The organism is Bradyrhizobium sp. HKCCYLRH2047 (assembly GCF_051168175.1).
Classification (GTDB): domain Bacteria; phylum Pseudomonadota; class Alphaproteobacteria; order Rhizobiales; family Xanthobacteraceae; genus Bradyrhizobium.
Genome location: NZ_JBNPUM010000008.1, coordinates 171,518 through 197,490, shown reverse-complemented (window position 1 = coordinate 197,490; position 25,973 = coordinate 171,518). Strand labels below are relative to the sequence as shown.

General features: G+C 65.0%; 25 protein-coding genes. 13 read left to right on the top strand and 12 right to left on the bottom strand.

What is annotated here, in order from left to right; genetic code table 11:
* Positions 1–62: 62 nt before the first annotated feature.
* Positions 63–836 carry a ferredoxin--NADP reductase gene (locus ACQR1D_RS20305; RefSeq protein WP_434839349.1) on the bottom strand — a complete coding sequence of 258 codons (774 nt, stop codon included), beginning with the start codon at positions 834–836 and terminating at the stop codon, positions 63–65.
* 252 nt (positions 837–1,088) lie between these two features.
* Here ACQR1D_RS20305 and ACQR1D_RS20300 point away from each other — a divergent pair, with 252 nt between their 5' ends.
* The 6 genes from ACQR1D_RS20300 (at position 1,089) to ACQR1D_RS20275 (ending at position 6,639) form a co-directional block, all read left to right on the top strand.
* On the top strand, positions 1,089–1,379 hold the full coding sequence (locus ACQR1D_RS20300; RefSeq protein WP_434839350.1) for a gamma-butyrobetaine hydroxylase-like domain-containing protein: 291 nt from the start codon (positions 1,089–1,091) through the stop codon (positions 1,377–1,379).
* A 73-nt stretch (positions 1,380–1,452) separates the two neighbouring features.
* Positions 1,453–2,238, top strand: a complete 786-nt coding sequence (locus ACQR1D_RS20295) for a Crp/Fnr family transcriptional regulator (RefSeq protein ID WP_315802036.1) — start codon at positions 1,453–1,455, stop codon at positions 2,236–2,238.
* A 163-nt stretch (positions 2,239–2,401) separates the two neighbouring features.
* On the top strand, positions 2,402–3,817 hold the full coding sequence (locus tag ACQR1D_RS20290; protein ID WP_315802035.1) for an ABC transporter substrate-binding protein: 1,416 nt from the start codon (positions 2,402–2,404) through the stop codon (positions 3,815–3,817).
* A complete protein-coding gene (locus tag ACQR1D_RS20285; protein WP_434839351.1) occupies positions 3,814–4,701 on the top strand; it encodes an ABC transporter permease in 888 nt (295 codons plus the stop codon). Before ACQR1D_RS20290 ends, ACQR1D_RS20285 begins: the two co-directional genes overlap by 4 nt.
* The gene (locus ACQR1D_RS20280; RefSeq protein ID WP_315802033.1) at positions 4,698–5,570 is read left to right on the top strand and encodes an ABC transporter ATP-binding protein; all 873 of its coding nucleotides are present in this window, start codon (positions 4,698–4,700) and stop codon (positions 5,568–5,570) included. The genes ACQR1D_RS20285 and ACQR1D_RS20280 overlap by 4 nt, the downstream gene beginning before the upstream one ends.
* A 310-nt stretch (positions 5,571–5,880) precedes the next feature.
* Positions 5,881–6,639, top strand: coding sequence for an SDR family NAD(P)-dependent oxidoreductase (locus ACQR1D_RS20275; RefSeq protein WP_315802032.1), 759 nt, complete (start codon positions 5,881–5,883; stop codon positions 6,637–6,639).
* Positions 6,640–6,652: 13 nt separating this feature from the next.
* Here the strand turns inward: ACQR1D_RS20275 and ACQR1D_RS20270 are convergent, their stop codons facing one another.
* Positions 6,653–7,678 (bottom strand): LacI family DNA-binding transcriptional regulator, encoded by a 1,026-nt coding sequence (locus ACQR1D_RS20270; RefSeq protein WP_315802031.1) that lies wholly within the window; start codon positions 7,676–7,678, stop codon positions 6,653–6,655.
* A 223-nt stretch (positions 7,679–7,901) separates the two neighbouring features.
* On the opposite strand from ACQR1D_RS20270, the gene ACQR1D_RS20265 reads away from it, so the two are divergent.
* The 4 genes from ACQR1D_RS20265 (at position 7,902) to ACQR1D_RS20250 (ending at position 12,612) form a co-directional block, all read left to right on the top strand.
* Positions 7,902–9,041 carry a sugar ABC transporter substrate-binding protein gene (locus ACQR1D_RS20265; RefSeq protein ID WP_434839352.1) on the top strand — a complete coding sequence of 380 codons (1,140 nt, stop codon included), beginning with the start codon at positions 7,902–7,904 and terminating at the stop codon, positions 9,039–9,041.
* A 75-nt stretch (positions 9,042–9,116) separates the two neighbouring features.
* Positions 9,117–10,658, top strand: a complete 1,542-nt coding sequence (locus tag ACQR1D_RS20260; RefSeq protein WP_434839353.1) for a sugar ABC transporter ATP-binding protein — start codon at positions 9,117–9,119, stop codon at positions 10,656–10,658.
* The gene (locus ACQR1D_RS20255) at positions 10,655–11,635 is read left to right on the top strand and encodes an ABC transporter permease (protein WP_316236897.1); all 981 of its coding nucleotides are present in this window, start codon (positions 10,655–10,657) and stop codon (positions 11,633–11,635) included. The genes ACQR1D_RS20260 and ACQR1D_RS20255 overlap by 4 nt, the downstream gene beginning before the upstream one ends.
* Positions 11,632–12,612: an ABC transporter permease gene (locus tag ACQR1D_RS20250; RefSeq protein WP_434839354.1), complete on the top strand. Its 981-nt coding sequence runs from the start codon at positions 11,632–11,634 to the stop codon at positions 12,610–12,612. Before ACQR1D_RS20255 ends, ACQR1D_RS20250 begins: the two co-directional genes overlap by 4 nt.
* Before the next feature lie 58 nt (positions 12,613–12,670).
* On the opposite strand, the gene ACQR1D_RS20245 is transcribed toward ACQR1D_RS20250, so the two are convergent.
* The 8 genes from ACQR1D_RS20245 to ACQR1D_RS20210 all read right to left on the bottom strand — a co-directional run bounded on the left by ACQR1D_RS20245 (position 12,671) and on the right by ACQR1D_RS20210 (position 20,557).
* Positions 12,671–13,366 carry an ABC transporter ATP-binding protein gene (locus tag ACQR1D_RS20245; RefSeq protein WP_434839355.1) on the bottom strand — a complete coding sequence of 232 codons (696 nt, stop codon included), beginning with the start codon at positions 13,364–13,366 and terminating at the stop codon, positions 12,671–12,673.
* The gene (locus ACQR1D_RS20240; RefSeq protein ID WP_434839356.1) at positions 13,366–14,115 is read right to left on the bottom strand and encodes an ABC transporter ATP-binding protein; all 750 of its coding nucleotides are present in this window, start codon (positions 14,113–14,115) and stop codon (positions 13,366–13,368) included. The genes ACQR1D_RS20245 and ACQR1D_RS20240 overlap by 1 nt, the downstream gene beginning before the upstream one ends.
* Positions 14,112–15,404 carry a branched-chain amino acid ABC transporter permease gene (locus ACQR1D_RS20235; RefSeq protein WP_434839357.1) on the bottom strand — a complete coding sequence of 431 codons (1,293 nt, stop codon included), beginning with the start codon at positions 15,402–15,404 and terminating at the stop codon, positions 14,112–14,114. Before ACQR1D_RS20235 ends, ACQR1D_RS20240 begins: the two co-directional genes overlap by 4 nt.
* Positions 15,401–16,348 (bottom strand): branched-chain amino acid ABC transporter permease, encoded by a 948-nt coding sequence (locus tag ACQR1D_RS20230; protein ID WP_434839358.1) that lies wholly within the window; start codon positions 16,346–16,348, stop codon positions 15,401–15,403. The genes ACQR1D_RS20235 and ACQR1D_RS20230 overlap by 4 nt, the downstream gene beginning before the upstream one ends.
* 118 nt (positions 16,349–16,466) lie before the next feature.
* Positions 16,467–17,699 (bottom strand): branched-chain amino acid ABC transporter substrate-binding protein, encoded by a 1,233-nt coding sequence (locus ACQR1D_RS20225; protein ID WP_434893987.1) that lies wholly within the window; start codon positions 17,697–17,699, stop codon positions 16,467–16,469.
* A 28-nt stretch (positions 17,700–17,727) separates the two neighbouring features.
* Entirely contained in the window at positions 17,728–17,949 is a 222-nt protein-coding gene (locus ACQR1D_RS20220) for a hypothetical protein (RefSeq protein ID WP_434893986.1), read from the bottom strand.
* Positions 17,946–19,217, bottom strand: coding sequence for a serine hydrolase domain-containing protein (locus ACQR1D_RS20215; protein ID WP_434893985.1), 1,272 nt, complete (start codon positions 19,215–19,217; stop codon positions 17,946–17,948). The genes ACQR1D_RS20220 and ACQR1D_RS20215 overlap by 4 nt, the downstream gene beginning before the upstream one ends.
* 119 nt (positions 19,218–19,336) lie before the next feature.
* Positions 19,337–20,557 (bottom strand): ABC transporter substrate-binding protein, encoded by a 1,221-nt coding sequence (locus ACQR1D_RS20210; protein ID WP_434893984.1) that lies wholly within the window; start codon positions 20,555–20,557, stop codon positions 19,337–19,339.
* A 283-nt stretch (positions 20,558–20,840) separates the two neighbouring features.
* Between ACQR1D_RS20210 and ACQR1D_RS20205 the strand changes: the two genes are divergently transcribed.
* Together ACQR1D_RS20205 and ACQR1D_RS20200 are read left to right on the top strand one after the other, a co-directional pair.
* Positions 20,841–21,533, top strand: coding sequence for a TetR/AcrR family transcriptional regulator (locus ACQR1D_RS20205; protein ID WP_315802019.1), 693 nt, complete (start codon positions 20,841–20,843; stop codon positions 21,531–21,533).
* A gap of 56 nt (positions 21,534–21,589) precedes the next feature.
* A complete protein-coding gene (locus tag ACQR1D_RS20200; RefSeq protein ID WP_434893983.1) occupies positions 21,590–23,635 on the top strand; it encodes an acetoacetate--CoA ligase in 2,046 nt (681 codons plus the stop codon).
* A gap of 21 nt (positions 23,636–23,656) precedes the next feature.
* Here the strand turns inward: ACQR1D_RS20200 and ACQR1D_RS20195 are convergent, their stop codons facing one another.
* Both ACQR1D_RS20195 and ACQR1D_RS20190 read right to left on the bottom strand, forming a co-directional pair.
* Positions 23,657–24,562, bottom strand: a complete 906-nt coding sequence (locus tag ACQR1D_RS20195; protein ID WP_434889476.1) for a ribonuclease Z — start codon at positions 24,560–24,562, stop codon at positions 23,657–23,659.
* Complete coding sequence (locus ACQR1D_RS20190; RefSeq protein WP_434889477.1) at positions 24,562–24,798, bottom strand: hypothetical protein; 237 nt, start codon at positions 24,796–24,798, stop codon at positions 24,562–24,564. Before ACQR1D_RS20190 ends, ACQR1D_RS20195 begins: the two co-directional genes overlap by 1 nt.
* Between ACQR1D_RS20190 and dinB the strand changes: the two genes are divergently transcribed.
* Positions 24,797–25,903, top strand: coding sequence for a DNA polymerase IV (dinB, locus tag ACQR1D_RS20185; protein ID WP_434893982.1), 1,107 nt, complete (start codon positions 24,797–24,799; stop codon positions 25,901–25,903). The two genes, ACQR1D_RS20190 and dinB, sit on opposite strands and share 2 nt — an antisense overlap.
* Positions 25,904–25,973 lie beyond the last annotated feature (70 nt).

Sequence of the window (25,973 nt, the reverse complement as noted above, 5' to 3'; positions counted from 1 at the left end):
TTCAGCGGCGCGCCCAGCGATAGCAATTAGTTGTCGCCGGGACGCAATTCTTCCGCCGGCGCTCAGCGCTCGACGAACGCCTTCTCGACCACGAAATGGCCGGGTGTGCTGTGGTTGCCTTCGACGAAGCCGCGGTCCTCCAGCATGGCCTGCAGCTCGGCCAGCATCGCCGGGCTGCCGCAGAGCATGATGCGGTCGGTCTCGACATCGAGGTCGGGCCCGCCGATGTCGGCGAACATCTGCCCCGATGCGATCAGATCGGTGATGCGGCCACGGTTACGGAACGGCTCGCGGGTCACCGTGGGGTAATGAAGCAGCCGATCTCGGACCAGGGGGCCGAAGAATTCATGGCCGCGCAGGCTGTCGACGAGCTGCTCGCCATAGGCGAGCTCCGAGACCTGGCGGCAGCCATGGGCCAGAATGATGGTCTCATAGGTCTCGTAGATGTCGGGATCCTTGACCAGACTGGCGAACGGCGCCAGCCCGGTGCCGGTCGACAGCAGCAGCAGACGCCTGCCGGGAATGAGGTTGCCCGCGATCAGCGTTCCCGTCGCCTTGCGCCCGACGAGAATGCGATCACCCTCCTTGATCTTTTGCAGCCGTGAGGTCAGCGGCCCGTCCGCGACCTTGATGCTGAAGAACTCCAGCTCCTCCTCGTGATTGGCGCTCGCCATGCTGTAGGCGCGCATCAGCGGCCGGCCGTCGACCTCCAGTCCGATCATCGCGAACTGCCCGTTCTGGAAGCGGAAGCCCGGATCCCGCGTGGCGGTGAAGCTGAACAGCGAATCGGTCCAGTGCCGGACCGACAACACCGTCTCGGTCTGAAAAGCGCTCATCGTCGTCTCCTGAGGCGCGGGACGCGCCGTGTCGCGGTTGCTGAGCACGATCTCGCGGAAACGGCGCCGTCCGGCAATTTCGAACGTGCTGCGACGGTGGATTAGTTGCGAAGATTGTTCCGGGGAAAGCCGAGCGCGCCTAACGAAGCACCAGCGCTCGACAATCCGTCGAACGAGGCAATTAGTTGCTGGGTGCTCCGAACCGTCTCCCCTAGCGTGACAGCACCGGCCTCGGTACAACCAGGAGGAGCCATGATTGCAGCCGACATCGTCAACGGCGAGGTCAGTCCTGACCTGACATCATTGTGGCTGCGGAACGCGAGCGGCACGCCCGCGGTGCTGTCCGCCGAACGGCTGCGCCTGTCCTGCATGTGCGCGCATTGCAAGCGCGCCCGCCTCGACGGCCGCTTCCCGTCGCAATTTCCCGGGATCGGCATCGTGGGGGTCGGTGACCTCGGCTACGGCCTGAACATCGCGTTTTCCGACGGCCACAATCGTGGCATCTATCCGAAATCATACCTCTGGGAACTCGCTGCCGTTTGAGGCCCTCACGCGGCGACGGATGGCACGAACATTGCTCCGCTTCTGATCAGTATGATCAATGCGGAGGCAAGACATGTTGCTGCAGGCGGCCAAATCAGCTGCGGAAGCCGTGCCCTCTCCCATGACGTCGGCACGCGCGGTGACCAGTTCGTCGCTCCTGCTCACCGAAAGTCAGCAATCCATCGGCGGCCCGCCGTCGCTGATCGAAAGGCTCAGCCTGCGCGAGCGTGAGCAGGTGCTGAAGCAGGGCCGCCGCAAGGTCCTGAACCGCGGCCAGACGCTGTTCAGTCAGGGCGCCCGGCACGACGGCATTTTCCTGGTCGAGAGCGGCCGCATCCGCGTGTTCTACACGTCCCCGCAGGGGCGCGAGATCACGCTGGCCTATTGGCATGTCGGCAATTTCGTCGGCGGTCCCGAGGTGTTCGACACCGGCGTGCATCAATGGTCCGGCATCGCGGCCAGCAATGCCAGCGTGATCCAGCTTCCCGGCAAGGAGCTGCGAACGCTGGTGGCGGAGATCCCCAATCTCGCGATTGGACTGATCGAAGGGTTGAGCTTCAAGGGAAAATGCTATTCCGCCCTGGCCCAGATGCTGGGGACCCGTTCGATCACCGAGCGGCTCGCCCATCTGCTGCTGCATCTCGTCGACCTCTATGGCGTCGACGATCCCGACGGCAAGGTCATTGCCGCGGCCTTCACCCATGCCGATATCGCCCACATGGTCGGCGCGACGCGGCAGTGGGTGACGATCAGCCTCAAGCGGATGCAGGAAAAGAATATCGTCCGTACCAGGCGGTCGCAGATCGTGGTCTGCCGGCCCGACGTCCTGGACGAGATGCGCGGCCAGGCCGCGGATTAGCCGGCCTGCTCATGCAAGCGGCTGTCATGAGCGAAATTGCCCAAGGAGTACGCAACCGGATTTTGACGGCAACTAATCCACCCGCTGCCGAACTCCGGATTTGCGCTCGTGGACGCGGCCTTCATCATGGCGCCATCAGCCATCCAACCGAACGGGGATGAGAATGGTCCGCTGCCGTCACGCGCTCTTACTATCCGTCACCTGTCTGTCCCTGATTGCGGCGCAGCCCGTCGCAGCAGAGACGGTCACGATCGGCATAGGCACCCAGGACACCACGACCAACACGGTGACTGCCGGCACCATCGTGCGGCAGCTTCACCTGCTGGAGAAGTATCTGCCCAAGGACGGCAAATACGCCAACATCAAGTTCGAAATCGAGTGGCAGAACTTCACGTCCGGCCCGCCCGTCACCAACGGGATGATGGCGAACAAGCTGCAGTTCGGCATGATGGGCGACTACCCGCTGATCGTGAACGGCTTCACCTTCGAGAACAATCCCGAGAGCAAGAGCCGGCTGATCGCGGTCGCCGCCTACAGCCTCGCCGGCTCCGGCAACGGCATCGTCGTTCACAAGGACTCGCCCTACTATGAACTCTCCGACCTCAAGGGCAAGCTGGTCAGCGTGCCGTTCGGCTCGGCCGCACATGGCATGGTGCTGAAGGCGCTTCAGGACGCCGGCTATCCGGCGGACTTCTTCCAGCTCGTGAGCCAGACGCCGGAGGTCGGCTCGACGAACCTGCAGGAAAAGAAGATCGACGCGCACGCCGATTTCGTTCCGTTCGCCGAGTTGCTGCCGTTCCGCGGCTATGCGCGCAAGATCTTCGACGGCGTCCAGACCAACCTGCCGACCTTCCACGGCGTCGTCGTCCGCACCGACTTTGCGGAGAAGTATCCCGAGGTCGTCATCGCCTATGTCAAGGCAGTCATCGCCGCCAACCAGTGGCTGCGCCAGGATCCGAAAGCGGCGGCCGAAAAGATCCAGGAATGGACCGGGATCAACAAGGAGGTCGTCTACATCTTCCTCGGTCCCGGCGGCAACATGACCACGGATCCGACGATCAAGCCGGCGCTGGTGGATGCCGCCGCGACTGACGTCAAGGTGCTGCAGAGCCTCGGCCGCATGAAGGAGTTCGATCCGAAGAAGTGGGTGGACGACAGCTACATCCGCAAGGCCTATGCCGAGCTGAAGCTGGACTATGACAAGGATCTCGCCAGCACCGCGAACTACGAAATCTCCGGCGAGGACAAGTTCTGCAACAGGCCGATCACCGAGCCGCGCAAGGCCGGCGAGGTCTGGATCGACGGCGAGGGCATCACAGCCTTCAGCAGCGCGACCTGCACGCTCGGCGCCTATGCCGACTACAAGGCCAAGGGCAAGAAGATCAACGTCGCCTACGTCTTCGACACCGCGCGCGGCATCAAGCTGTTCGCCGACCAGGCGTTCTTCGCCGCCGCCAATGGCGAGATCGCGCCGTTCCTGCTGAAGAAGGATGCCGAGGCCTATGCCGCCAAGATCGGCGGCAAGGTGATGGGACTTGATGACGCCGTGAAGCTGGCGGTGGCGGGAGGCAAGACTTGAGCAGCCCCGCCCTGATGACGTCGCCCGACCAGGCTGCGGCGGCCGCCGCGCCTGGCACCGCGCCCCCGCCGAGCCGGCCGCACGTCTCCGCCCGCGCGGCACGCTGGTTCCGGCTGAACCAGGACCGGCTGCAGTCGCTGCTGATCGGCACCGCGTCGCTGATCCTGTTCCTGATCGCCTGGCACCTGCTGACGACCTACCGCGTCGTCTTCTTCGTGAAGTTCACCAACGTGCCGGCGCCGCTGGCGGTCTATGCGAGCTTCACCAAGGCGATCCACGATCCGAAATTCCTGATGCACATCCTGCTCAGTTGCCGCCGGATCTTCATCGGGTTCTCGCTGGCCGCGCTGGTCGGCGTGCCGCTCGGCCTGATCATGGGCCGCTTCAAGCTGGCGCACGAGATCGTGTTTCCGGTCGCCGAGGTGCTGCGTCCGATTCCGGCCATCGCCTGGGTCCCGATGGCGATCATGCTGTGGCCGACCAACGAGCAGAGCATTGTCTTCATCACCTTTCTCGGCTCGTTCTTTCCGATCCTGGTCAACACCCTGCACGGCATGACGCTGGTCGATCCCGTGCTGGTGCGCGCCGCCAAATGCCTTGGCGCCCGGGAGGCGTCGATCTTCCGCGAGGTCTATTTCCCGGCGTCGCTGCCGCACATCTTCACTGGCCTCACCGTCGGCATGGGCGTCGCATGGGTGTCGCTGATCGCGGCCGAGATGATCTCGGGACAGTTCGGCATCGGCTACTTCACCTGGGAAGCCTATTCACTGGTCCAGTATGCCGACATCGCGCTCGGGATGATCGCGATCGGCGTGCTCGGGCTCGGCTCGAGCCTCGTGATCCGCGCAGCCGGACAATTGGTGATGCCCTGGAGGTCGCGATGAGCCAAGCCGCAGCGGATACGAGACAGGGCCATATCGAGGTCCGCAACTTCGCCCTGAGCTACGAGACCATCGACGGCGCCGTCGAGGCCGTCACCGACACCCAGATCCATGTCGAGCCCGGCGAGTTCGTCTCGATCGTCGGACCGTCGGGTTGCGGCAAGTCGACACTGCTCAACGCTGTCGCGGGCTTCCTCAAGCCGACCAGCGGCATCGTCACGGTCGACGGCCAGGCCGTGACCGGACCCAGCGCCGAACGCGGCATGGTGTTTCAGCAATATTCGCTGTTTCCCTGGAAGACGGTGCGCGAGAACGTCGAGTTCGGGCTGAAGATGCGCGGCATGGCGAAGTTCGAGCGCGCACGCGCGGCGCGGACTCTGCTCGGCCTCGCCGGTCTCGAGGCGTTCGAGAACCATTATCCCGAGCGTCTCTCCGGCGGCATGAAGCAGCGCGTCGGCATCGTGCGCGCGCTCGCCACCGGCCCCAAGGTGCTGCTGCTCGACGAGCCGTTCGGCGCGCTGGACGCGCAGACCCGCATCATCATGCAGCAGATCCTCACCAACATGTGGCAGCGGCTGAAGATCTCGGTGCTGTTCGTCACCCACGACATCGACGAGGCGATCTTCCTGTCCGACCGCGTCTACTGCATGACCGCGCGCCCCGGCTCGATCAAGGCCGAAATCCAGATCCCGCTCGAGCGCCCACGCCAGCAAGCGATGATGATGTCGTCGGAATTCCTGGCGCTGCGGCGCGGGCTGATGTCGTTGATCCGCGAGGAGAGCCTGAAGGCGATGGGCGGCGAGATCACCGATCTCGGCATGCAGGGACTGAGCATCGAGTTGCAGGGCCAGTCGATCTCCGAAATCCTCTGAAGGGTTTTGCGCTCGACCGACGGCGGCCGGTCCAGCTCCGAAGAAGGCGCCCGATGGTCGCACCCGAGCGGCGCAACAGGTGCTGGCGTCCCGGCCGGTCCTGGCGCAGAATGCCGGATAGCAAACAAGGACGTCGCAGGGGGAACGCCCGGCTCCGTCAGCATCGACATCGGGCGTGAGGGTTGCTCGCAGGCGCACATCGAGGGGTCCAGCCGGACGCACCGGCCGTGCATTGCACAACACGGACGGCGTCCGGGATGCGTCTCGTCGCGGCCGCGGCCGCTCTCCCAGGTGCAACTGAGAGGAACCAATGCAGGGCACCATCTACCCAAGCCTCAAGGATCGGGCCGTTCTCGTGACCGGCGGCGGCTCCGGCATCGGGGAAGCGATCGTCCGCAATTTCGTCGGCCAAGGTGCGCGTGTCGGATTCATCGACATCGATCTGGAGGCCTCACAGCAAGTGCTGGAGAGCCTGCCTGCGGAGGCCAAGGTGCACTTCGCGCATGCCGATCTGCGCGACATCGCCGCGCTGAGGGCTGCGGTCGCCGGCGCCCGCGAGGCGCTCGGGCCGATCACCATCCTCGTGAACAATGCGGCGCGCGACGACCGCCACACGATCGAGGACGTCACGCCGGACTATTGGGACGAGCGCATCGCCGTGAACCTCAAGCATCAGTTCTTCGCGGCCCAGGCGGTTGCGCCGGACATGATCCAGGCGGGAGGCGGCGCGATCGTCAATCTCGGCTCGGTGAGCTGGGTGCTCGGCCAGGGCAACATGCCCTGCTACACCACGGCGAAGTCGGCGATCCAGGGACTGACGCGCGCTCTCGCCCGCGATCTCGGCCCCAGCAACATCCGGGTCAATTCCATCCTTCCGGGCTGGATCATGACCGAGCGCCAGCAGCGAATGTGGCTGACGCCCGAGGGCGAGGCCGAGCTGATGCGGCGCCAATGCCTCAAGCGCAAGCTCGTGCCGGACGACATCGCCCGCGTAGTGCTGTTCTTCGCCGCCGACGACAGCGGCGCCTGCACCAACCAGAACTACATCGTCGACGGCGGCTGGGCCTGAGACCGCGCCGCTCTCACGATGCAACCAGATGCGGCCCGGTGCTGCCGCGCGCGACGATCTCGAAACCGAGGTCGATCTGCCGCGCTCTCGGCCGCCTGCCGGTGGCGATCACCTGAAGCACCAGTTCGGACGCCACGCGCCCCATGTCGGCGCGCGGCGTCAGCACGGTCGACAGCGGCGGATTGGAGGCCGCCGCGAATTCCAGGTCATTGAAGCCGATCAGTGAAATCCGGCGCGGGACCTCCAGCCCCGCCTGCTGGCAGGCGAACAACGCCCCGAGCGCGATGTTGTCGTCGCAGCAGAAGATCGCGTCGGGGGCTTCGCTCGCGAGCATCTCCTCGGTCAGCTTCCGCCCCAGCGAGATCGTCGCCTGGGCCGGGAGCCAGGCCACCAGCGACGCGCCGTCCAGCCCGGCTTCCGCCAGCGCTGCGTGATACCCCTCGAGCCGGGCGCGGGCCCGGTCGTCGCGCTGTCCCGAGAGATAGGCGATCCGCCGATGTCCCAGCTCGATCAGGAAGCGGGTCGCGGCATGGCCGCCCTGGCGCTGCGAAAGTCCGACATTCAGATCGATCGGATCGTCGGTCAGCTCGAACGTCTGCACCACCGGAATCCGCGAGCGTTCGAGAATGCGCCGTGCCGCCCGCGTCTGGTTCACCCCGACCAGGATCAGCGCCTCGATGTTCTGGCCCAGCAAGGTCCTGATCGCCCCCTCTTCCTCCTCCGCCGAGTAGCGGCTGCTGACGACGACGGGGCGAAAGCCGAGCGGCAGCAGGGCGTCGTAGATCGCCTGCAGGTAGTCCGCGAAGATGCCGTTGGAGAGCGACGACACGACGATGCCGATGGAATGCGTGCGGGTCGAGGCGAGCCGGCTCGCCGCGAAGTTGGGCACATAGGCCAGCCTGTCGACCGCCGCATCGATCCGCTTGCGCAATTCCGGCGACACCATATCGGGCCGACGCAGCGCCCGCGACACGGTGACAGCGCTGACATTGGCGATGCGCGCGACGTCCTCCAGCGTGGTGCGACGCTTCTGAGACATGATCCTTGCAGCAATGATTCACGCGGATTTGTCCGAACCACATTCATGACATGCGACCGGCCGCTTGGCAAAAGCGGCGCGACGGTAATTGACAGCGCTGTCATTGATCAGTAACGCTTGGCGGGTCGAGACGACGAGCATTGCTCGCACAACCTCCGGAAACAAAGAGGCGTCTCGCACATGCGTCATTGATCTGGCGCCACAACAACAGGGGAGGTCACGAATGTCGTCCAAGTCGATGAGGGCGCGATGCCTTGCCACGTGTGCATCGCTGGTGCTGGTCACCGCGTTTGCCAGCAAGGCGCTGGCGGAGCCGGAGATGGTCAAGGGACCGGCGAGCGAGCCTGAATGCATGGTGCCGTGGACCGCGGACACCAAGTTCTTCAAGTTTCCGGCCAAGAAGGGCCCGTACCGCATCGCACTGGCGAACGGCTACATCGCCAACACCTGGCGCATCCAGATGATCCAGACCGCGAAGGCCTACGCGGCGCAGCCCGAGGTGAAGGCCAAGCTGAAGGAGTTCAAGGTCGTCTCCACCGGCGAGGACGTCCCGGCGCAGATCTCGGCGATCAACAACTTCATCGACTCCGGCTATGACGCCATCGTGGTCAACGCGCAGAACCCGACCGCGTTCGGGCCGGTGATCAAGCGCGCCAAGCAGGCCGGCGTGATCCTCGTCGCCTTCGACAACATTCTCGCGACGGAAGATGCGATCAACGTCAATGTCGACCAGAAGGGCCTCGGCGAGCTCTGGGCAAAATGGCTGGTCAAGAACGTGCCCGGCGGCGGCAAGGTGCTCGAGGTGCGCGGCGTCGCCGGCACCTCGGTCGACACCGATCGGCACAACGGCTTCCACTCCGTTCTCGACGGCTCCGGCAAGAAGTGGCAGGTCACCGAGGTCGTCGGCAAATGGGACGACGGCGTCGCCCAGAAGGCCACGGCCGATGCGATCGCGACCAACGGCCCGTTCGATGCGATCTCCGGCCAGGGCGGCGACACCGGCATCGTGCAGGCGATGCTCGACGCCAAGCACAAGATGGTGCCGTTCGGCGGCGAGACCGAAAACGGCTTCCGCAAGTTCTGCGCCACCAAGGCCTCGGAAGGCCTGAAATGCTCGTCGGCTGGCACCGGACCTGCGCAGGTCGCGGTCGCGATCAAGGTCGCGCTCGCAGCACTCGAAGGCAAGGTCGTGCCGCAATCGGTCAAGCTGCCGCTCGCGGTCGTGGAAGATCCGAACTTCAAGAAGGATCAGGACTACTTCCCGGCCCAGTCCGACAACTTCTTCGTCGGCAACTCCTTCCCGACCTGCGGCATCAACTTCACGGCGCAGGAGATCATGGGCCAGTCGAAGGAAAACCAATAGGCCGATGGATCGCTGGTCCGCGGGTTCTCTCGCGGCCAGCCCGTCCCTATTGCCCAAACGACTGGGGAAGCAAGCATGATCGCGGCTGAGCCGCTGTTTCGCGCCGTAGGACTGTCCAAACGCTACGGCGGCGTGATCGCTCTCGACGGTGCGGACCTGGAGGTCCACCCCGGCCGCATCCACGCCATTCTCGGCGAGAACGGCGCCGGCAAGTCGACGCTGATCAAGCTGATGGTCGGCGCGGTCGCACCGGACGAAGGCCGGATGACGCTCGAAGGGCGCGAGGTCGCCTTCAGCGGTCCCTCCGCCGCGAATGATGCCGGCGTCGTCTGCATCTTCCAGGAGCTGTCGCTGATTCCCGACCTGTCGGTCGCGGACAACATCATGATCTCGCATCCGCCGACGCGGTTCGGCATGATCGACCGGCGCGCCCAGCGCCGGCTTGCCGAGGAGGCGCTACACCGCGCCGGCGCCGGCGACATTCATCCGCGCGCGCTGGTGAAGGACCTGCCGCTGTCGCGCCGGCAGATGGTCGAGATCGCGAAAGCGCTGTCGCGGCGGCCGAAGATCCTGATCCTCGACGAGGCGACCTCGGCGCTGACCGCCTCCGACGTGACCAAGGTATTTACGGTACTGAAGCGCCTGCGCAGCGAGGGGCTGGCGCTGCTCTACATCTCCCACCGCATGCACGAGATCGCCGAGCTCGCCGATGAATGCAGCGTATTCCGCAACGGGCGCCGCATCTCGACCTTCCCGGCCGGCACCAGGACGGATGCCGAAGTGATCGAGCTGATGATCGGCCGCGAGTACAAGCACGCTTTCCCGGACAAGCCGCCGCGCAAGACCGATGGGCGGCCGCCCGCGCTGCAATGCAGGAGCATCAGTTGGGGCGACCGGCTGAAGGACATCTCGTTCTCGCTGCAGGCCGGAGAGATCATCGGACTCGGCGGGCTCGACGGCCAGGGCCAGCGCGAGCTGCTGCTGGCGCTGTTCGGCGTGCTGCGCGACTGCCGCGGCGACATTCTGATCGACGGCAACAAGGTGACGATCGACAGCCCCGTCACTGCCAAGTCGGAGCGCATCGGCCTCGCGCTGATTCCGGAGGACCGCAAGACCGAAGGACTGATGCTGCCGATGTCGGTGCGCGACAATCTCTCGGCCGCCGCCTTCGACCGGTTCGCGACATTTGGCATCATCGACCGGCAGCGGCAATCGGCCCTGATCGAGGAGATGATCCGCCTGATCGAGATCAAGACCGCCTCCCCCGATCTCGCCGTCAGCGCGCTCTCCGGCGGCAATCAGCAGAAGGTCGTGATCGCGAAATGGCTGATGAACAAGCCGCGCATCATCCTGCTCAACGATCCGACGCGCGGCATCGACGTCGGCACCAAGCAGGAGATCTACCGGCTGCTGCGCCGGCTTGCCGACGAGGGCGCCGCGATCCTGCTCTATTCGACCGACTATGACGAGCTGATCGGCTGCTGCGACCGCGTGCTGGTGATGTATGATGGCGCGATCAGGCGCCAGCTTGCGGGCGCCGAGATCACCGAGCGCGCGCTGGTCAGCAGTGCGCTCAATGTCGACGAGGGCGAGCGAGCGGAAGCGAGTCTGGCATGACCGAGTGGCGGTACTGGCTCGCCGAACAGCGCGGCACACTGCTCGCGATCGGCATCTTCGTCGCGATGTTCGTGCTCTATGCGACCAATCATCCGGCCGGCTTCAGCGCCAACATGGTGCAGACCGCGGCCAACAAGGCGACGCTGCTGGCCTTCGTCGCCATGGCGCAGGCGATCGTGGTGATCACCGCCGGCATCGATCTGTCCGTCGGCATGATCCTGACACTGACCAACTGCCTCGCGTCCTGGATCGTGGTCGGCACCGCCACCGAGACCGCGCTCGGCGTCGCCGGCGTGCTCGGCACCGGCATCGTCTGCGGCATGATCAACGGCGCGATCGTGATCTTCGGGCGCCTGCAGCCGATCGTGACCACGATCGCCACCGGGGCGATGTACTACGGCATCGCGCTGTTCCTGCGGCCCAATCCCGGCGGATCCGTCAACGAGACGCTGGCGGATGCCTTGACGGGAAGATTATTCGGCGTGCTGCCCACGAGCCTCGTGGCACTGGCTGCGGCGGCACTGCTGATCTGGGTGCCCTATAGCCGCTCGGTCGTCGGCCGCGCCGCGTTCGCGACCGGCTCCTCCGAGGTCGCAGCCTACATGTCCGGCGCGCCGATCCGCGCGGCCAAGTTCGTCGCATACACCTTGGCTGGCCTGCTGTCGGCGATCGGCGGCCTGTTCCTGACGTTCTTCTCCTACACGGGCGAGGCCGCCTATGCGAGCGGCAATGCCTACACGTTGTTCTCGATCGCGGCCGTGGTGCTCGGCGGCGTATCGCTGATGGGCGGACGCGGCAGCGCGATCGGGGCGATCTTCGGCGCACTCGCGTTCCGCACCATCGGCGATCTGCTGTTCGTGTTCGATTTCGATCCGCTGTGGCAGCCACTGTTCCAGGGCCTCGTGCTGATGCTCGCGGTCTCGATCGGCGCGTTCGGACTGGTGCGGGTGCGCAATCGGCTGGAGTGGTTCGGATGAGCGACGCAACGGCACCACAACCGGCCCATCGCGGGATCACCATGCTGCGCCGGATCGATCCGGCGGTGGCGGCCTCGTTCGGCTGCATCCTGCTGCTGCTGCTGGTCGGCAGCCTCTATTCGCGCAGCTTCCTGTCGCCGGACTATCTGCTGCAGCAGTTGAAGGTCGCGAGCTTCCTGGGCGTGATCGCCACCGGGATGATGCTGGTGATCCTGCTCGGGCAGATCGATCTGTCGGTACCATGGGTGGTGACGACGGGCGCGATGATGGCTTGCGCGGCGGCCGCCCATGGCACGACGGGCGCCATCATCGCAATTCCCTGCGGCATCCTCTGCGGCGCCGCCATCGGTGTCCTGAACGGCATCGGCGTCGCCTATCTGCGCATTCCCTCGATGATCATCACACTGGCGACCAACGCAGTCGCGCAAGGCCTGATGGTGGCCTACACCGGCGGCTTCGCGCCGCAGGATTCCGCCTCCAAGGCGATGCGCTATCTCGCCACCGGCACGATCGTGCCCGGCCTGCCCAATGCGGTGCTGGTCTGGGCGATCATCGGCGGCGCAGCGATCTGGCTGCTGTCGCGGACCACGTTCGGCCGCGCCATCTATGCCATCGGCAATCGCGAGCGCGCGGCCTATCTCTCGGGGATCGATACACGCCGCATCACCATGCTGGCGTTCGCGCTATCGGGCGCACTGTCCGCCTTCGGCGGCGTGCTGCTCGCAGGCTATGCCTCGAAGGCGGCGCAGTCGATGGGCGATGCCTATCTGCTACCCTCGATCGCCGCCGTCGTGCTCGGCGGCACGCACATTCTCGGCGGCCGCGGCAGCTATCTCGGCACCGTCGCCGGCGTCGTGCTGATCACCCTGCTGCAGTCCATTCTGTCGGTGATGCAGATCAGCGAGGCCGGCCGCCAGCTGATCTACGGCGCGGTCATCATCCTGATGCTCCTGATCTACGGCCGCCAGAAGCTGTGATCGAACAGCGACTGGTCCCGCAAGCCGGCCGGTGATCTGCGACGGATGCCGCTGCACCTCACACTTCGAGCCACTCCTGCCGGACCGCGGTGTTGGCCTTGAGCTGATCCGGCGTTCCTTCGAACACGACGCGGCCGTGGCCCATGACATAGACGCGCTTCGATATCCGCATCGCGATCGAGAGCTTCTGCTCGACAAGCAGGATCGCGACGCCAGCCGCCGCAATCCGGGCGATCAGGTCGCCGACCTGTTGTACGATCAGCGGCGCCAGACCTTCGGTGGGTTCGTCGATCATGATCAGGTCGGGGTCACCCATCAAGGTCCGGCAGGTGGTCAGCATCTGCTTCTCGCCGCCCGACAGCACGCCAGCCGGCGTATCGGCGCGCGCGGCGAGATTGGGAAACATGTCGAGCATGTCCTGGAGGCGCCACTTCCCCGGCCGCCGGGTGTCCTTGATGCCGAGCACGAGATTTTGCCGCACGGTGAGGCTCGGAAAGATGTCGCGACGCTCGGGCACATAGCCGAGCCCAAGGCGCGCGATCTTGTAGCTCGGCAGGCCGGCAATGTCCCGGCCCTTGAAGCGGATCGTCCCCTGCGGACTGACCTCGCCCATGATCGCCTTCACGGTGGTCGAGCGGCCGACGCCGTTGCGGCCGAGCAGGCTCACCACTTCGCCGGCAGCGACGTCGAGGTCGACGCCCTGGAGGATGTGACTCTTGCCGTAATAGGCGTGGAGGTTCCTGACTTCGAGCATCAGTGGGCCTCCTCGCCGAGATAGGCTTCCCTCACCTTCGGGTCCCGACGGATCTCCTCCGGCGTGCCCGACGCGATGATGTGACCGTAGACCAGCACCGAGATGCGGTCGGCGAGACCGAATACCACGCTCATGTCGTGCTCGACGATCACCAGCGTCCGCCCCTCGGTGAGCCGCCGGATCAACGAGACGGCGCGCTCGGTTTCCGCATGGCTCATCCCGGCCGTGGGCTCGTCGAGCATGACGACCGTCGCACCGCTCGCAATGGTGACCCCGATCTCCAGCTCGCGCTGCTCGGCATAGGTCAACAACCCCGCGGGGATGTCACGCCGATGCGTGAGGTGGATGTCATCGAGGATCTGGGCGGTCCGCTCGCGCACCTCCGGCAGGCTGTCGACGTTCTTCCAGAACGCGTAGCGGTGTCCTGTCGCCCACAGCACGGCGCAGCGGACGTTCTCCCACACGGTCATGCGGGAGAACACGTTGGTCACCTGGAACGAGCGCGACAGGCCGCGCCGGTTGATCTCGAACGGCCGCAGGCCCGAGATGACCGCGCCGTTCAATCGCACCTCGCCCGAGGTCGGCCTGATATGCCCGCTGATGAGGTTGAACGTGGTGGACTTGCCAGCGCCGTTCGGACCGATGATGGCGTGACGCTCGCCCTGGGCGACGCTCAGGTTGAGATCGCGGATGACGCCGACATTGCCGAAGCGCTTTTCGACGGCACGGACTTCGATGGCCGCGGTCATGCCAGATACCCCCGATCACGCGCCACGGTGGCGGCCCCGTCCCAGGCTCCGGCGATCCGCTGCCACGTCGACCGCGCGACGAAGAAGCCGGCGACCACCAGAATCGCGGCGACGCCCCATGTCACGGGGGATTGCGGATTGAAGGCCACGCCGAACAGGTTGATGGCGTCACCACCCGAATAACGCGCGACCGTCTCGATGGTCAGGATGACGCCGCAAGCGAACGCCGCGGTCGGCACGACGGCCACGAGATAGGACGGGATCACCATTCCGAGCGTTCCGGCACGGACCAGCGGCCGGTGCATCATCAGCAGACCGGCAATGCCACCGGGTGAGAACATGACGATGCCGATGAAGATGATGCCGAAATAGAGCTGCCAGACGCTGGTGAGGCTCGTCAGCCCGAGCTGGAGATAGGTCACCAGGATCGCGCCGAGGATCGGACCGAAGAAGTAGGCCGTCCCGCCGATGAAGGTCGCGAACAGCACCAGGCCCGACTGGATTGCGCCGAGATAGGCGGAATTCGCGATCTCGAAGCTGATCGCCGCGAGGCCGCCCGCGACGCCGGCGAAGAATCCGGCAAAACAATAGGCGAGATAGCGGACGACATGCGGGTCATAGCCGATGAACTGGACCCGTTCGGGATTGTCGCGCACCGCATTGCTGATCCGCCCCAGCGGCGTCCGGGTCAGCGCATACATCGCGATCGCCGACAGCACCAGCCAGAACGCGATCAGGTAATAGACCTGCAGCTGCGGCCCGAAGGTCCAGCCGAACATGCGCGGCAGAGCGGTGCGGTCCGTGGTAATGCCGGCTTCGCCGCCGAACACCGAGCGCAGGATCAGCGACGACGACGCCACGAGCTCGCCGATGCCGAGCGAGATCATCGCAAACACCGTGCCGGCGCGCTTGGTCATGACCCAGCCGAGGATGATCGCGAAGGCGAGGCCGCCCAGCCCGCCGAACAGCGGAATGAAGGGCAGCGGAATCGGCCAGCCATGCGCCACCACCGCATTCATCATGTGACAGGCCGCGAAGCCGCCCAGGCCGTAGTGAACCGCGTGACCGAACGACAGCAATCCGGTCTGACCGAGGAGGATGTTGTAGGAGAGCGCGAAGACGATCGCGATCCCGATGAGGCTGAACGAGGTCAGCGATCCGCCCGAATTGAAGAGCAGCGGCAGCACGATCAGCACGGCCACGCCGATCACCCAGACGGCATAGAAGCGGAGACGGGATCCGGCGGGCTCTGCCGCGAGATGAGACGCGGAGGTCACTGCTGCGGTCATGATTCGCGAGTCCCCATCAGGCCCACGGGGCGCACGATCAGGACGAGCACCAGCAGCAGGTAGGGAACGATCGGCGCGACCTGCGCGATCGTCACGTTCCAGATGTCGGTGAGCACCGATGGCCCGGCGGATGGATCGAGCGGGCCGAAGGCGCTTGCCAGCGAGCCGTTCAGCGCCACGGCGAAGGTCTGCACCAGGCCGATCACCAGCGAAGCGACGAAGGCGCCCGGCAGCGAGCCCAGGCCGCCGAACACGATCACCACGAACAGGATCGGCCCGAGCGCCGCGGCCATGTCGGATTGCGTCACCAGGGCGGGACCGGCGATGACGCCGGCGAGACCGGCCAGTGCGCTGCCGACGCCGAACACCACCATGAACACGCGTCCGACATTGTGGCCGAGATGGCCCACCATGTGGGGATGGGTCAGCGCCGCCTGGACGATCAGGCCGACCCGGGTGCGCTTGAGCACGATCAGCAGCGCCACGAAGATCGTCACCGACACCGCCAGCATGAACAGCTTGTAGGCCGGATAGTTGGTCGAGAAGATCGTGAACGCGGGAAAGTCCAGCAGCGCCGGGACGCGATAGTCGAGCGGCGTCTTGCCCCAGATCATCGAGACGATTTCCTCGATCGCGAATGCGAGGCCGAAGGTCAGCAGCAGCTCGGCGACGTGGCCATGCTTGTGCGTGTTGCGCAGACCGTAACGCTCGACCGCCATGCCGATGGCCCCGACGAGGAGCGGCGCGAGCAGGAGGGCCGGCCAGAAGCCGACCCATTTCGTGAGCTGGAAACCGAAGAAGGCGCCGAGCATGTAGAAGCTGGCGTGAGCAAAATTGAGCACCCCCATCATGCTGAAGATGACGGTCAGCCCGCTCGACAGCAGGAACAGCAGCATGCCGAACAGCACGCCGTTGAGGGTGGAGATGACGATGAGTTCAAGCACGGCGCACCCGCGAATGTCCGGGGCTTCGATGCCCCGCCGCTCATTCCCTAACAGATCGACGCAGGGCCGACGCCGCTTCCCGCACGGTGAGGCCGTGCGGGAAGCCAGCGCGGATCGGTTACGGCCGCGCCATCTTGCACGTCGTCGACACCATCGCCTGGGGCGTATCGACCCTGGAGACCAGGTGCCATCCCCAACCGGTGTTCTCCTCGTCGAACGGCTCGTTCGCCGCGAGCTTGCCGAAGGACGAGACGTAGATCGGCTGGAAGAACTGGTGATCATCCTTGCGCATGAAGCCGGTGCCGCCATCCAGCACCTCGAGCTTGAGGTCCTCGAGCGCGGCCGCAACCTTCACCGGGTCGATGGAGTTGGCCTTCTCGGCCGCCGCCTTGAACATGCGCATCTCGTTGACCGCCCGCGGATACCACAGCGACATGTTGACCTTGGCGCGGAACGCCTTCTCGTAGTCCATCGCAGCCTGATGGCCCGAATTGGCGAAGCCTTCGGTCAGCTGGAAGACCTGATGATCCAGGCCCGTCTGCTTGATGGCGGTCGGGCCGCCGGCGCCGCCCGCGTAATAAGTGTACCAGTTGACCTTCAGGCCGGCATCCGCGGCGGCCTTGAGCAGCAGCGCGATGTCCTGGCCCCAGTTGCCGGTGATGACGCTGTCGGCGCCGGACGCCTTGATCTTGGCAATGTAGGGCGAGAAGTCCGTGATCTTCAGCAGCGGATGCAGCTCGTCGCCGACGATCTGGACATCGGGTCGCTTCGCCGCCAGCATCTTGCGCGCGTCGCTGCGGACCGACTGGCCGAACGAATAGTCCTGATTGATCAGATACACCTTCTTGATGGACGGGATGTCCTTCATGTAGTTGGTGAGCGCCTCCATCTTGATGTCCGAGCTGGCGTCCCAGCGGAAATGCCAGTAGCTGCATTTCTCATTGGTCATGCTCGGATCGACGGCGGCATAGTTGAAGTACAGCACTTCCTTGCCGGGGTTGCGCGTGTTGTGCTTGTTGACGAAATCCTCCAGCGCGAGCCCGACGGACGATCCGTTGCCTTGCGTGATGTAGCGGACGCCGGCGTCGATCGCCTTCTGGGCCTGGACCAGGCTCTCTTGCGGATTGGTCTTATTGTCGAACGGCACGATCTCGACCTTATGGCCGAGAATGCCGCCCTTGCCGTTGAGCTCGTCGGCCAGGTACTGGAACGTCTTCAGGCCGCCCTCGCCGACGCTGGCACCGCCGCCGGACAGCGGATCGATATAGCCGATCTTGACGGTGTCTTCGGCCTGCGCGGCATGACCGAGCATCGGGACGATCAGGGCAATGGCTAAAGTTAACTTGCGCATAGTTTTGTTTCCTCGCTGGCTGTCGACTTCAGTCGATCGATCGATGCGCATGATCGCGCAATTTGAAGAAGCACTGAGCAGAATAACGGCCGGATGACAAGCTCGGCATGAGATGAAGCCGTGTTTGCCGCTCCGGCAATGGGCCGGCAAGCAGCTCACCGCCGATCGGACGTTTCATCGAGCGGAATGTGGCGTCCACATCGTGGACATATGCTTCCGACTCGCGGGGATGACGGCACTTGACGGTCATGTCGCTTGTTCCACAATGTGGGACAGCGCGCCGTAAGTTCCACGCTGGAAGACGGGCAGAGCACGGCGGCCGACGGCGCCCCGACCGGTGGCAATCGTGGCTCCTGCCCCGGCCGAGACCGGCACGTGATGCTGGATCAGATAGATCATGATCAGATCATTGACCGGATCGGCCTGCCACCAGGTGCCAAAGATGCCCGGCCAGGTCATCGAGCCCGGAGCGCCACAGGCATAGGGATTGCCAGCGGCCTCCTCGGCGATCGCCAGTCCGAGCCCAAATCCGGAGGTCTGCCACAGCGGCATGCCGGCGAAGGGAATCTGGCGCTGCCCATCGGTCAGCCGATTGGTTCGCATCAGATCCACAGTTGCGGGCCGCAGCAACCTGACGCCGCCCAGCTCGCCTCCTCCGAGCAGCATGCGCGCGAACCGATGGTAGTCCGGCGCGGACGAGATCAGCCCGCCGCCACCCGGCGTATAGGCCGGCGGCTCGTCATACATGACCGGCTCGACCTTCGCGAGCCGCCCCGTCGTCTCGTCATATCCGTACAGGCTCGCCAGGCGATTTCGCTTGGCGAGCGGCAACCAGAAATCGCTGTCGTCCATGCCGAGCGGCGCGAAGATGCGCTCCTGCAGTACCTGCCGGAACGGCTTGCCTTCGACCCGGCCGATCAGGAAGCCGAGCACGTCGGTCGAGTGTCCGTAGTGGAAGCGGTCACCGGGCTGATAGGCCAGCGGCAGCGTACCGAGGGCCGCGAGCCATTCGTCCGGCGTCGAACGGTTCATCGCGGGATCGCCGAGCGCCGTCTCATAGGCGACCTTGAGCGGGCCTTCCGAGAAGAACGCGTAGGCGATGCCCGAGCGGTGCGTGAGCAGATCCTCGATGGTGATCGCGCGCTGGGCGGGCACGGTCTCGTCGAGCGGGCCGGCGGCGTCGCGCAGGACCCGTAAATCGGCCAGCTCCGGAAGCCACTGGGAGACGGGGTCCGCCAAGGCGATCCTGCCTTCCTCGACCAGCATCATCGCCGCCACCGAGGTGATCGGCTTGGTCATCGACGCGATCCGGAACAACGTATCCGGGCGCATCGGGCTGTTCGTTTCGACGTCCCGCCAGCCGATCGTCTCGGCATGAACGATCTCGCCGCCGCGCGAGGTGAGAGACACGATGCCTGCGAGCTCGCCGCGATCGACGAATTCGGCGAGCGCCGGGCCGATCGCTGCAAGCGCCGCAGGATCGAAGCCCCGGCGGCGGCGGACGGCTTCACTGATCATGAGCGGCGCTCCGACGGACAGGGTTCAGCTTTCGGCGCCGGCCGGCGCGGGTGACGGAGAGACAACAGGGCATCCTGGCGCGCAAGCGACGCCCGGACAGGCCATGGCCGACGAGAGGATTAGTCCGCCTTGAAGTCGTCGGTCAGGATCGGACCCGAGATGATCCAGCGCTGACCGTCGAATTTCATCATCTGGAATTGCTTGCTGATGCGGTAATCGTCGGGCGTTGTCGTCACCGACATTCCCGGCAGCCCGAGATCGGGAACGAAGCCCTTGATGTTGGTCGCCTGCTTCATGATGTTGGCGCGCGTCAGCTCGTCACCGCATTGCCTGAGAATGTGGACGAGCAGAGCGGCCGTCGAGTAGCCATAGGTCGCAAAGCCGCTGTTGGCGTCCTCGCCGGGCGCGTATTTCGCCATGAACGCCTTGTAGCGCTTCATGCCCTCGTCATCGGCCCATTGCGGATCGAGCGGATCCTTGCCGTAGGCGACCGAGATGATGTCCTTGGCATTCTCGAGCCCCGCGGGCACGAGCACCTGACCGACCGCCGTCGCGTTGACCTCCAGGATGTGGACGGGCTTCCAGCCGAGCTCGGCGGCCTTCCTGATCGATTGCGCCGCGAATTTCGGCGTCGACATGTTGTAGAACAGATCGGCACCCGACGCCTTGAGCGTCACCAGCTGCGAATCGATCGTCGGATCGGACAGCTCGTAGGACAGCTCCTTCACGATCATGCCGGCCTTGGCGCCGAGCCCGTCCTTCAGCCCCTTGACGTAATCTTTGCCGAGGTCGTCGTTCTGATACAGGATGCCGATCTTCGCGTTCGGATGGTTCTCCAGAATGTATCTTGCGTAGATGTGCGCTTCCGACTGGTAGTTCGGATTGGCGGAGATCGTCCACGGAAAGTTCTTCGGGTCGGTGAAGCGGGACGCTCCACTTCCCGCCAGAAGCTGCGGGACGCCCTTGCCGTTCAGATATTTCTGGACCGCAGCGTTCGGCGGCGTGCCGATGATCTGGAACGTGGTCAGCACCTCGTCGCTTTCGACCAGCTTGCGCACCTGCTCCACCGTCTTCGGCGGACTGTAGGCGTCGTCATACTGGATGAGGTTGATCTTGCGCCCGTTGACGCCGCCCTGCTCGTTGATCATGCGGATATAGGCCGCTTCCGCCTTGCCGATGGCCCCGAAAGCAGAAGCCGGCCCGCTGAGCGGGTTGGTCTGGCCGATCTTGATCTCGGTGTCGGTGGCGCCGACGTCGTATGTCTTCTGCGCGAACGCCGGGGCTGAAAGGGCCACGCCGAGCATCAGCACGGCAGCCGCCGTCGATTCGATCCGTATCATGTGTCCTCCCGTGAGCGGCTGATCCATGGCCAGCCGATTGTCCTTGATGATGTCAGCGCGCGACCAGACTGGCAGCGCGCTGCCCGCCGCCCGACCGTCGACCGCTATCCATCAGGTCTCCGAGACCTACCGTCCGGCCGGCCGCCGGTCAAGTTCATTAATTTAGCACTAAATAAAAATGTTGGAAGCCCGAAGTCCCGCTTGACCGGGCGCGCCCACCCCCTCATCGTCAAAATGACAACGGCGCCGTTCCTGCGCGCGCCGATCAGGGACCACGGAGAGCATGCCAGCAGAGCCGAAGCCCGAGGGGCGCCGCACGCGCGCGGAACAGCGCGCGACGACGGTGAAGCTCATCCTCGACACCAGCGAGGAGCTGTTCGCGCAGCTCGGCTATTTCGGCGTGACGATCAAGGATGTGGCCGACAGGATGGGCATCCATCCTGCGCTGATCCATTACTACTTCGAGGGCAAGAAAGCGCTGTTCGACGCCGTGTTCGAACGCCGCATGGAATACGCTGTCACGGTGCGCACGGCCGGGCTGGATGCCTACGAGGCCAAGGTCGGAGATCGCCCGACCGTGGAAGGCGCGCTGCGTGCCTATTATGACGGCGCGTTCGACGTCTACGTCAACGAAGAGGACAACTGGCGGCACTTCGGCCGCATCTTCGCGCAGGTCGCCAACGCGCCGGGCTATGGCGTGGAGATGATGGACACCTATCTCGATCCGCTGGTGCTGCGTCTCATCGGTCTGCTGCAGAAGGCGCTGCCCGACGCCAGGCCCGAGGATCTGTTCTGGAGCTTCCAGTTCACCTCCGGCGCCTATTCGCTGATCCTGTCAAGGACCGGCCGCATCGACCGCCTGTCCGGCGGTCTGTGCAAGTCCGACGATTTCGTGGCCGTCCGCGAGCGGTTTGTGACCTTCATGGCCGGAGGCTTCAACGCGCTCTACAAGCGGCGGAAGCAGAAGTCGAAATGAGCGCCTCGGCGTCTCCCATCGGTCGACGCGATACAAACAACCAGCCGGAACCAATGATGACAGCTCCCTATATTCCGCAAATGGCCCTCTATCGCCAGTGGCTGAAGGATCATCGCGGCCTCCACTTCGAAAGCTTCGAGAAGATGCGGCAATGGTCCATCCTCGACCTCGACGGATTCTGGCGCAGCATCTGGGACTATTATGACCTGCAGTCGCCGACCGCGTTTTCGACCGTCCTGGGCAAGCGCACGATGCCGGGAGCGGTCTGGTTTCCAGGCGCTTCGGTCAACTACGCCCGGCAGGTATTTCGTCACGTCGAAGCCGCCGATGCGGCGGGCCTGCCCGCGATCGTGAGCAGTCACGAGGACGGCAGGCTCACGGAGACGGCATGGCCGGAGCTGCGGCGAAAGGCAGCCGCCCTGGCGCTGCATCTGCGCGAGCAAGGCGTGGCGCCAGGCGACCGGGTCGCCGCCTATCTGCCCAATATCCCCGAAGCCATGATCGCGTTTCTCGCTGCCGCGAGCATCGGCGCGATCTGGAGCGTTTGCGCGCCCGACATGGCCGCGCCCGCCGTGATCGACCGGTTCAAGCAGATCGAGCCCAAGGTGCTGATCGCCTGCGATGCGGTCACCTATGCCGGCCGCCGGCACGATCGCCGCGATGTCGTCGAGGAGCTGCGCCGGTCGTTGCCAACGGTCGGTCACGTCGTCCTGCACAGCGACGATGCCGGCGCGCCGGTCGCCGGGGGCGTCCATCTCTCGGATGTCCTGTCACGAACAGGCCCTGGCGTCGATGCCTTCGAACCGGAGTGGCTTCCCTTCGATCATCCGCTCTGGATCGTGTATTCGAGCGGCACCACCGGATTGCCGAAACCGATCGTGCATGGTCACGGCGGCATCATCATCGTCACGCTCGCGCTGCTTGGGCTGCACAACGACATCGGCTGCTCCTATCAGCCGAATTCGTTCGGCGAGCGCTATCACTGGTACAGCTCGACCGGCTGGATCATGTGGAACAACCAGGTCGGCGCGCTTCTCAACGGCACCACGTGCTGCATCTTCAACGGCAGCCCGGCCGGGCCGAAGGATCATCCGGACTGGACCACGCTGTGGCGGTTCGTGGCGAACTCGAAGTCGACCTTCTTCGGCGCCGGCGCGGCGTTCTTCGCGAGCTGCGTCAAGGCGGACATCGATCTGGCCGACGCTGGCGATCTGTCCCGTCTGCGTTGCCTCGGGTCCACCGGCTCGCCGCTCAGTGCCGACACGCAGGCCTGGTTCGATCGGCGGTTTGCGGAGCTGTCGCAGGTCAATGGCAGCCGGGCGCAGGCGCAAATGTGGTGGTCTAACATCTCCGGCGGCACCGACTTCGCCGGCGCCTTCATCTGCGGCAATCGCGAATTGCCGCAGGTGCCCGGAACGATGCAATGCCGCGCACTCGGCGCGGCCGTCGAGGCCTTCAATGATCAGGGCGAGCCTGTCATCGGTGAAGTCGGAGAGCTCGTCTGCACCGCGCCGATGCCGTCGATGCCGCTGCAGTTCTGGAACGATTCGGGGAATGCGCGCTATCTCGCGAGCTACTTCGACGCCTTCGAGGCGCGCGCGGGCGGGCCGGTCTGGCGACATGGCGACTGGCTCAAGGTCAATCCGGATGGCTCCTGCATCATCTATGGCCGCAGCGACGCGACCATCAATCGCCACGGGCTGCGCATGGGGACGAGCGAATTGTACTCGGCCATCGAGGCGCTGCCGGAGATCCTGGATTCGCTGGTCGTCGATCTCGAATATCTCGGCCGCGACAGCTACATGCCGCTGTTCGTGGTGCTGCGCGACGGTGTCGCGCTCGATGCGGCGATGAAGCGGAAGATCAACATGGCGGTCGAAGCCGGCCTGTCGCGGCGCTTTGTGCCCGACGAGATCTTTGCGGTGGCCGAGATCCCGCGCACGTTGTCCGGCAAGAAGCAGGAGCTGCCGATCAAGAAGCTCCTGCTCGGGCAGCCGCTCGACAAGGTCATCAACCGCGACGCCATGGCCAATCCCGGTTGTCTCGACTGGTACATCGCGTTCGCCCAGAGCCGTTTGCAGAGCGGCTCAGGTGCGACATAGCAGACGCGCCCGAGCGAGCAGCTAGACCATCAGCCGATCGAAATCGACCGCAACATGGCTGTTGGTAAAAATCTCCCGCGCCTCGCCGAGGATCTCCTCGTCGGGATAGCGGCCGGAGATGTGGTTCAGGACGAGCTGCCCGACGTTGCTCGACGCCGCGAGCCCGGCAGCCTCCGCGGCCGTCAGGTGGCCGTAGTCACGAGCCATGGCCGAATCCCGCCGGAGAAAAGTGGCCTCGATCACGAGCATGTCCGCGTCGCGAACATGCTCGTGCAGACCCTCGGTCGTTCCAGCATCGCCGACGATGACGAGCTTTTTCGGTCCCTGCGGAGGCCCCAGAACATCCTCCGGATCGATGGTTCGTCCGTCCTCCAGCGTGACCGGCCGGCCCTCCGCCAATGCCTTCCGCACGGGCCCATCAGGGACCGCGAGCGCCGCCAGACGGTCTGGCAGCAGATGGCGGCGAACTTGACCTGCAAATTCGAAGCCGAAGCTGTCGGTGTCGCGGTGCCGGACGGGAAAGCAGTTGATCGTAAACTCGCCGGCATCGAGAACCGTCCCGCGCCCGAGCGGAACGAGCTCGAGCGGGATCGGCGCGCGGCCCTCGCCCCACAGCCCCGCGAGCATTCGGACCACCACATCGAGCGTGTCGGGGCCGCCGTGTATGCGCATAGTGTCAGCGCTCCTGCGCAGCCGCAGGGTGGAAAACAGTCCGGGAATGCCGAGGACATGGTCGAAATGGCCGTGGGTGAGCAGGATCCGATCGAGCCGGCGAAAGCCTGCCCCACTGCGGAGCAGCTGACGCTGGGTCCCCTCGCCGCAATCGACGAGAATACGATGCCGGCCTGCTCGAACGAGAAGGGCTGGATGGTTGCGGTCCGCCGACGGAACGCTCGCCGAGGTCCCCAGGAAAGTGAGCTCGAACATCACAGCTGCTTCAGGCACATGGTCGCAACGTCGTGAGCGACTTTGACGACAGGTCCCGGCTGCGCTGCTTCGTCTCGATCACGGTCGGCGATCCCTTTTCTCATGAGCGTGTTTCCGTCGTCGCCGATGAAAGGCCGAGGGCGATAGACATTGCAACGTCCTTGTAAGGGACGTTGCTGGTAGCCAGCACTCGGCTGTGCAGACTTCATCGCCTCGCTCTGATAGAGCTTGACCATGCCAAGCTCCGGTCCGGAACAGGATGCCGCACCGCCGGCAACCCGCAAGATCATCCACATCGACATGGATGCATTCTACGCGTCGGTCGAGCAGCGGGACAATCCCGAGCTCCGCGGCAAGCCCGTGGCCGTGGGAGGCTCCCGCGAGCGCGGCGTCGTGGCAGCTGCAAGCTACGAGGCTCGGGCGTACGGCGTGCGCTCGGCGATGCCGTCGGTGACGGCAAAACGCCAGTGTCCGGACCTGATATTCGTCAAGCCTCGCTTCGAGGTCTACAAGGCCATCAGCCAGCAGATCCGCGCCATCTTCGCCCAGTACACGCCGGTCATCGAGCCTTTGTCGCTGGACGAGGCCTATCTGGACGTCACCGAAAATCTGCAAGGCATTCCGCTGGCACGCGACATCGCCTTGCAGATCCGGGCCAAGATCAAGGCCGAGACCGGACTCAATGCCTCCGCGGGAATCTCCTACAACAAGTTCCTCGCCAAGCTGGCCTCGGACCATCGCAAGCCCAATGGCCAATACGTCATCTCGCCGGAGATGGGTCCAGCCTTCGTGGAGGGGCTGCCGGTCGGCAGGTTTCACGGCATCGGCCCGGCGACCGCCGCGAAATTCAACGCGCTCGGAATTCATACCGGGCTCGACATCCGCAATCAGACCCTGCCCTTCCTCCAGCAGCACTTCGGCAAGGCCGGCCACCACTACTATTGGATCTCGCGCGGCATCGACAATCGCCCGGTCCGCGCCAATCGCATCCGCAAATCAGTCGGCGCCGAAAACACCTTCTCGACCGACCTGACCGACTTCGAACCGATGCTGGCGGAGCTGCAGCCGCTGATCGACAAGGTCTGGCAGCATTGCGAAGCCAGCGGCAACCGAGGCCGGACGGTCACCTTGAAGGTCAAGTTCGCGGACTTCGAAATCATGACGCGCAGCAGGTCCGTCGCCAACCTGGTCGCGAGCCGGGAGGACCTGGCACGCTTGTCCATTGCTCTCCTGCAGAGCGAGATGCCCCTGGCCAAGCCGGTGCGCCTCCTCGGCGTTTCGCTGTCATCCTTGCAGCAGCACGACACCGGCGTGGAAGCCCAGCTTCCCTTGCTGATCTGAGGCGGGTCGGCCCCGATAGCGATCGCGACGGTCCCCGATCGTTCCAGCAACGGGACGGGTTGACAGCCGA

Excerpts from the sequence above, each read along its gene's own strand:
- ACQR1D_RS20265 (WP_434839352.1), top strand. The coding sequence starts at position 7,902 with ATGTCGTCCAAGTCGATGAGGGCGCGATGCCTTGCCACGTGTGCATCG.
- ACQR1D_RS20260 (WP_434839353.1), top strand. The coding sequence starts at position 9,117 with ATGATCGCGGCTGAGCCGCTGTTTCGCGCCGTAGGACTGTCCAAACGC.
- ACQR1D_RS20270 (WP_315802031.1), bottom strand. The coding sequence starts at position 7,678 with ATGTCTCAGAAGCGTCGCACCACGCTGGAGGACGTCGCGCGCATCGCC.
- ACQR1D_RS20300 (WP_434839350.1), top strand. The coding sequence starts at position 1,089 with ATGATTGCAGCCGACATCGTCAACGGCGAGGTCAGTCCTGACCTGACA.
- ACQR1D_RS20255 (WP_316236897.1), top strand. The coding sequence starts at position 10,655 with ATGACCGAGTGGCGGTACTGGCTCGCCGAACAGCGCGGCACACTGCTC.
- ACQR1D_RS20220 (WP_434893986.1), bottom strand. The coding sequence starts at position 17,949 with ATGACCGTCAAGTGCCGTCATCCCCGCGAGTCGGAAGCATATGTCCAC.
- ACQR1D_RS20290 (WP_315802035.1), top strand. The coding sequence starts at position 2,402 with ATGGTCCGCTGCCGTCACGCGCTCTTACTATCCGTCACCTGTCTGTCC.
- ACQR1D_RS20240 (WP_434839356.1), bottom strand. The coding sequence starts at position 14,115 with ATGACCGCGGCCATCGAAGTCCGTGCCGTCGAAAAGCGCTTCGGCAAT.
- ACQR1D_RS20250 (WP_434839354.1), top strand. The coding sequence starts at position 11,632 with ATGAGCGACGCAACGGCACCACAACCGGCCCATCGCGGGATCACCATG.
- ACQR1D_RS20280 (WP_315802033.1), top strand. The coding sequence starts at position 4,698 with ATGAGCCAAGCCGCAGCGGATACGAGACAGGGCCATATCGAGGTCCGC.
- ACQR1D_RS20215 (WP_434893985.1), bottom strand. The coding sequence starts at position 19,217 with ATGATCAGTGAAGCCGTCCGCCGCCGCCGGGGCTTCGATCCTGCGGCG.
- ACQR1D_RS20190 (WP_434889477.1), bottom strand. The coding sequence starts at position 24,798 with ATGGTCAAGCTCTATCAGAGCGAGGCGATGAAGTCTGCACAGCCGAGT.
- ACQR1D_RS20245 (WP_434839355.1), bottom strand. The coding sequence starts at position 13,366 with ATGCTCGAAGTCAGGAACCTCCACGCCTATTACGGCAAGAGTCACATC.
- ACQR1D_RS20210 (WP_434893984.1), bottom strand. The coding sequence starts at position 20,557 with ATGATACGGATCGAATCGACGGCGGCTGCCGTGCTGATGCTCGGCGTG.
- ACQR1D_RS20275 (WP_315802032.1), top strand. The coding sequence starts at position 5,881 with ATGCAGGGCACCATCTACCCAAGCCTCAAGGATCGGGCCGTTCTCGTG.
- ACQR1D_RS20225 (WP_434893987.1), bottom strand. The coding sequence starts at position 17,699 with ATGCGCAAGTTAACTTTAGCCATTGCCCTGATCGTCCCGATGCTCGGT.
- ACQR1D_RS20205 (WP_315802019.1), top strand. The coding sequence starts at position 20,841 with ATGCCAGCAGAGCCGAAGCCCGAGGGGCGCCGCACGCGCGCGGAACAG.
- ACQR1D_RS20305 (WP_434839349.1), bottom strand. The coding sequence starts at position 836 with ATGAGCGCTTTTCAGACCGAGACGGTGTTGTCGGTCCGGCACTGGACC.
- ACQR1D_RS20295 (WP_315802036.1), top strand. The coding sequence starts at position 1,453 with ATGTTGCTGCAGGCGGCCAAATCAGCTGCGGAAGCCGTGCCCTCTCCC.
- ACQR1D_RS20235 (WP_434839357.1), bottom strand. The coding sequence starts at position 15,404 with ATGACCGCAGCAGTGACCTCCGCGTCTCATCTCGCGGCAGAGCCCGCC.
- dinB (WP_434893982.1), top strand. The coding sequence starts at position 24,797 with ATGCCAAGCTCCGGTCCGGAACAGGATGCCGCACCGCCGGCAACCCGC.
- ACQR1D_RS20200 (WP_434893983.1), top strand. The coding sequence starts at position 21,590 with ATGACAGCTCCCTATATTCCGCAAATGGCCCTCTATCGCCAGTGGCTG.
- ACQR1D_RS20195 (WP_434889476.1), bottom strand. The coding sequence starts at position 24,562 with ATGTTCGAGCTCACTTTCCTGGGGACCTCGGCGAGCGTTCCGTCGGCG.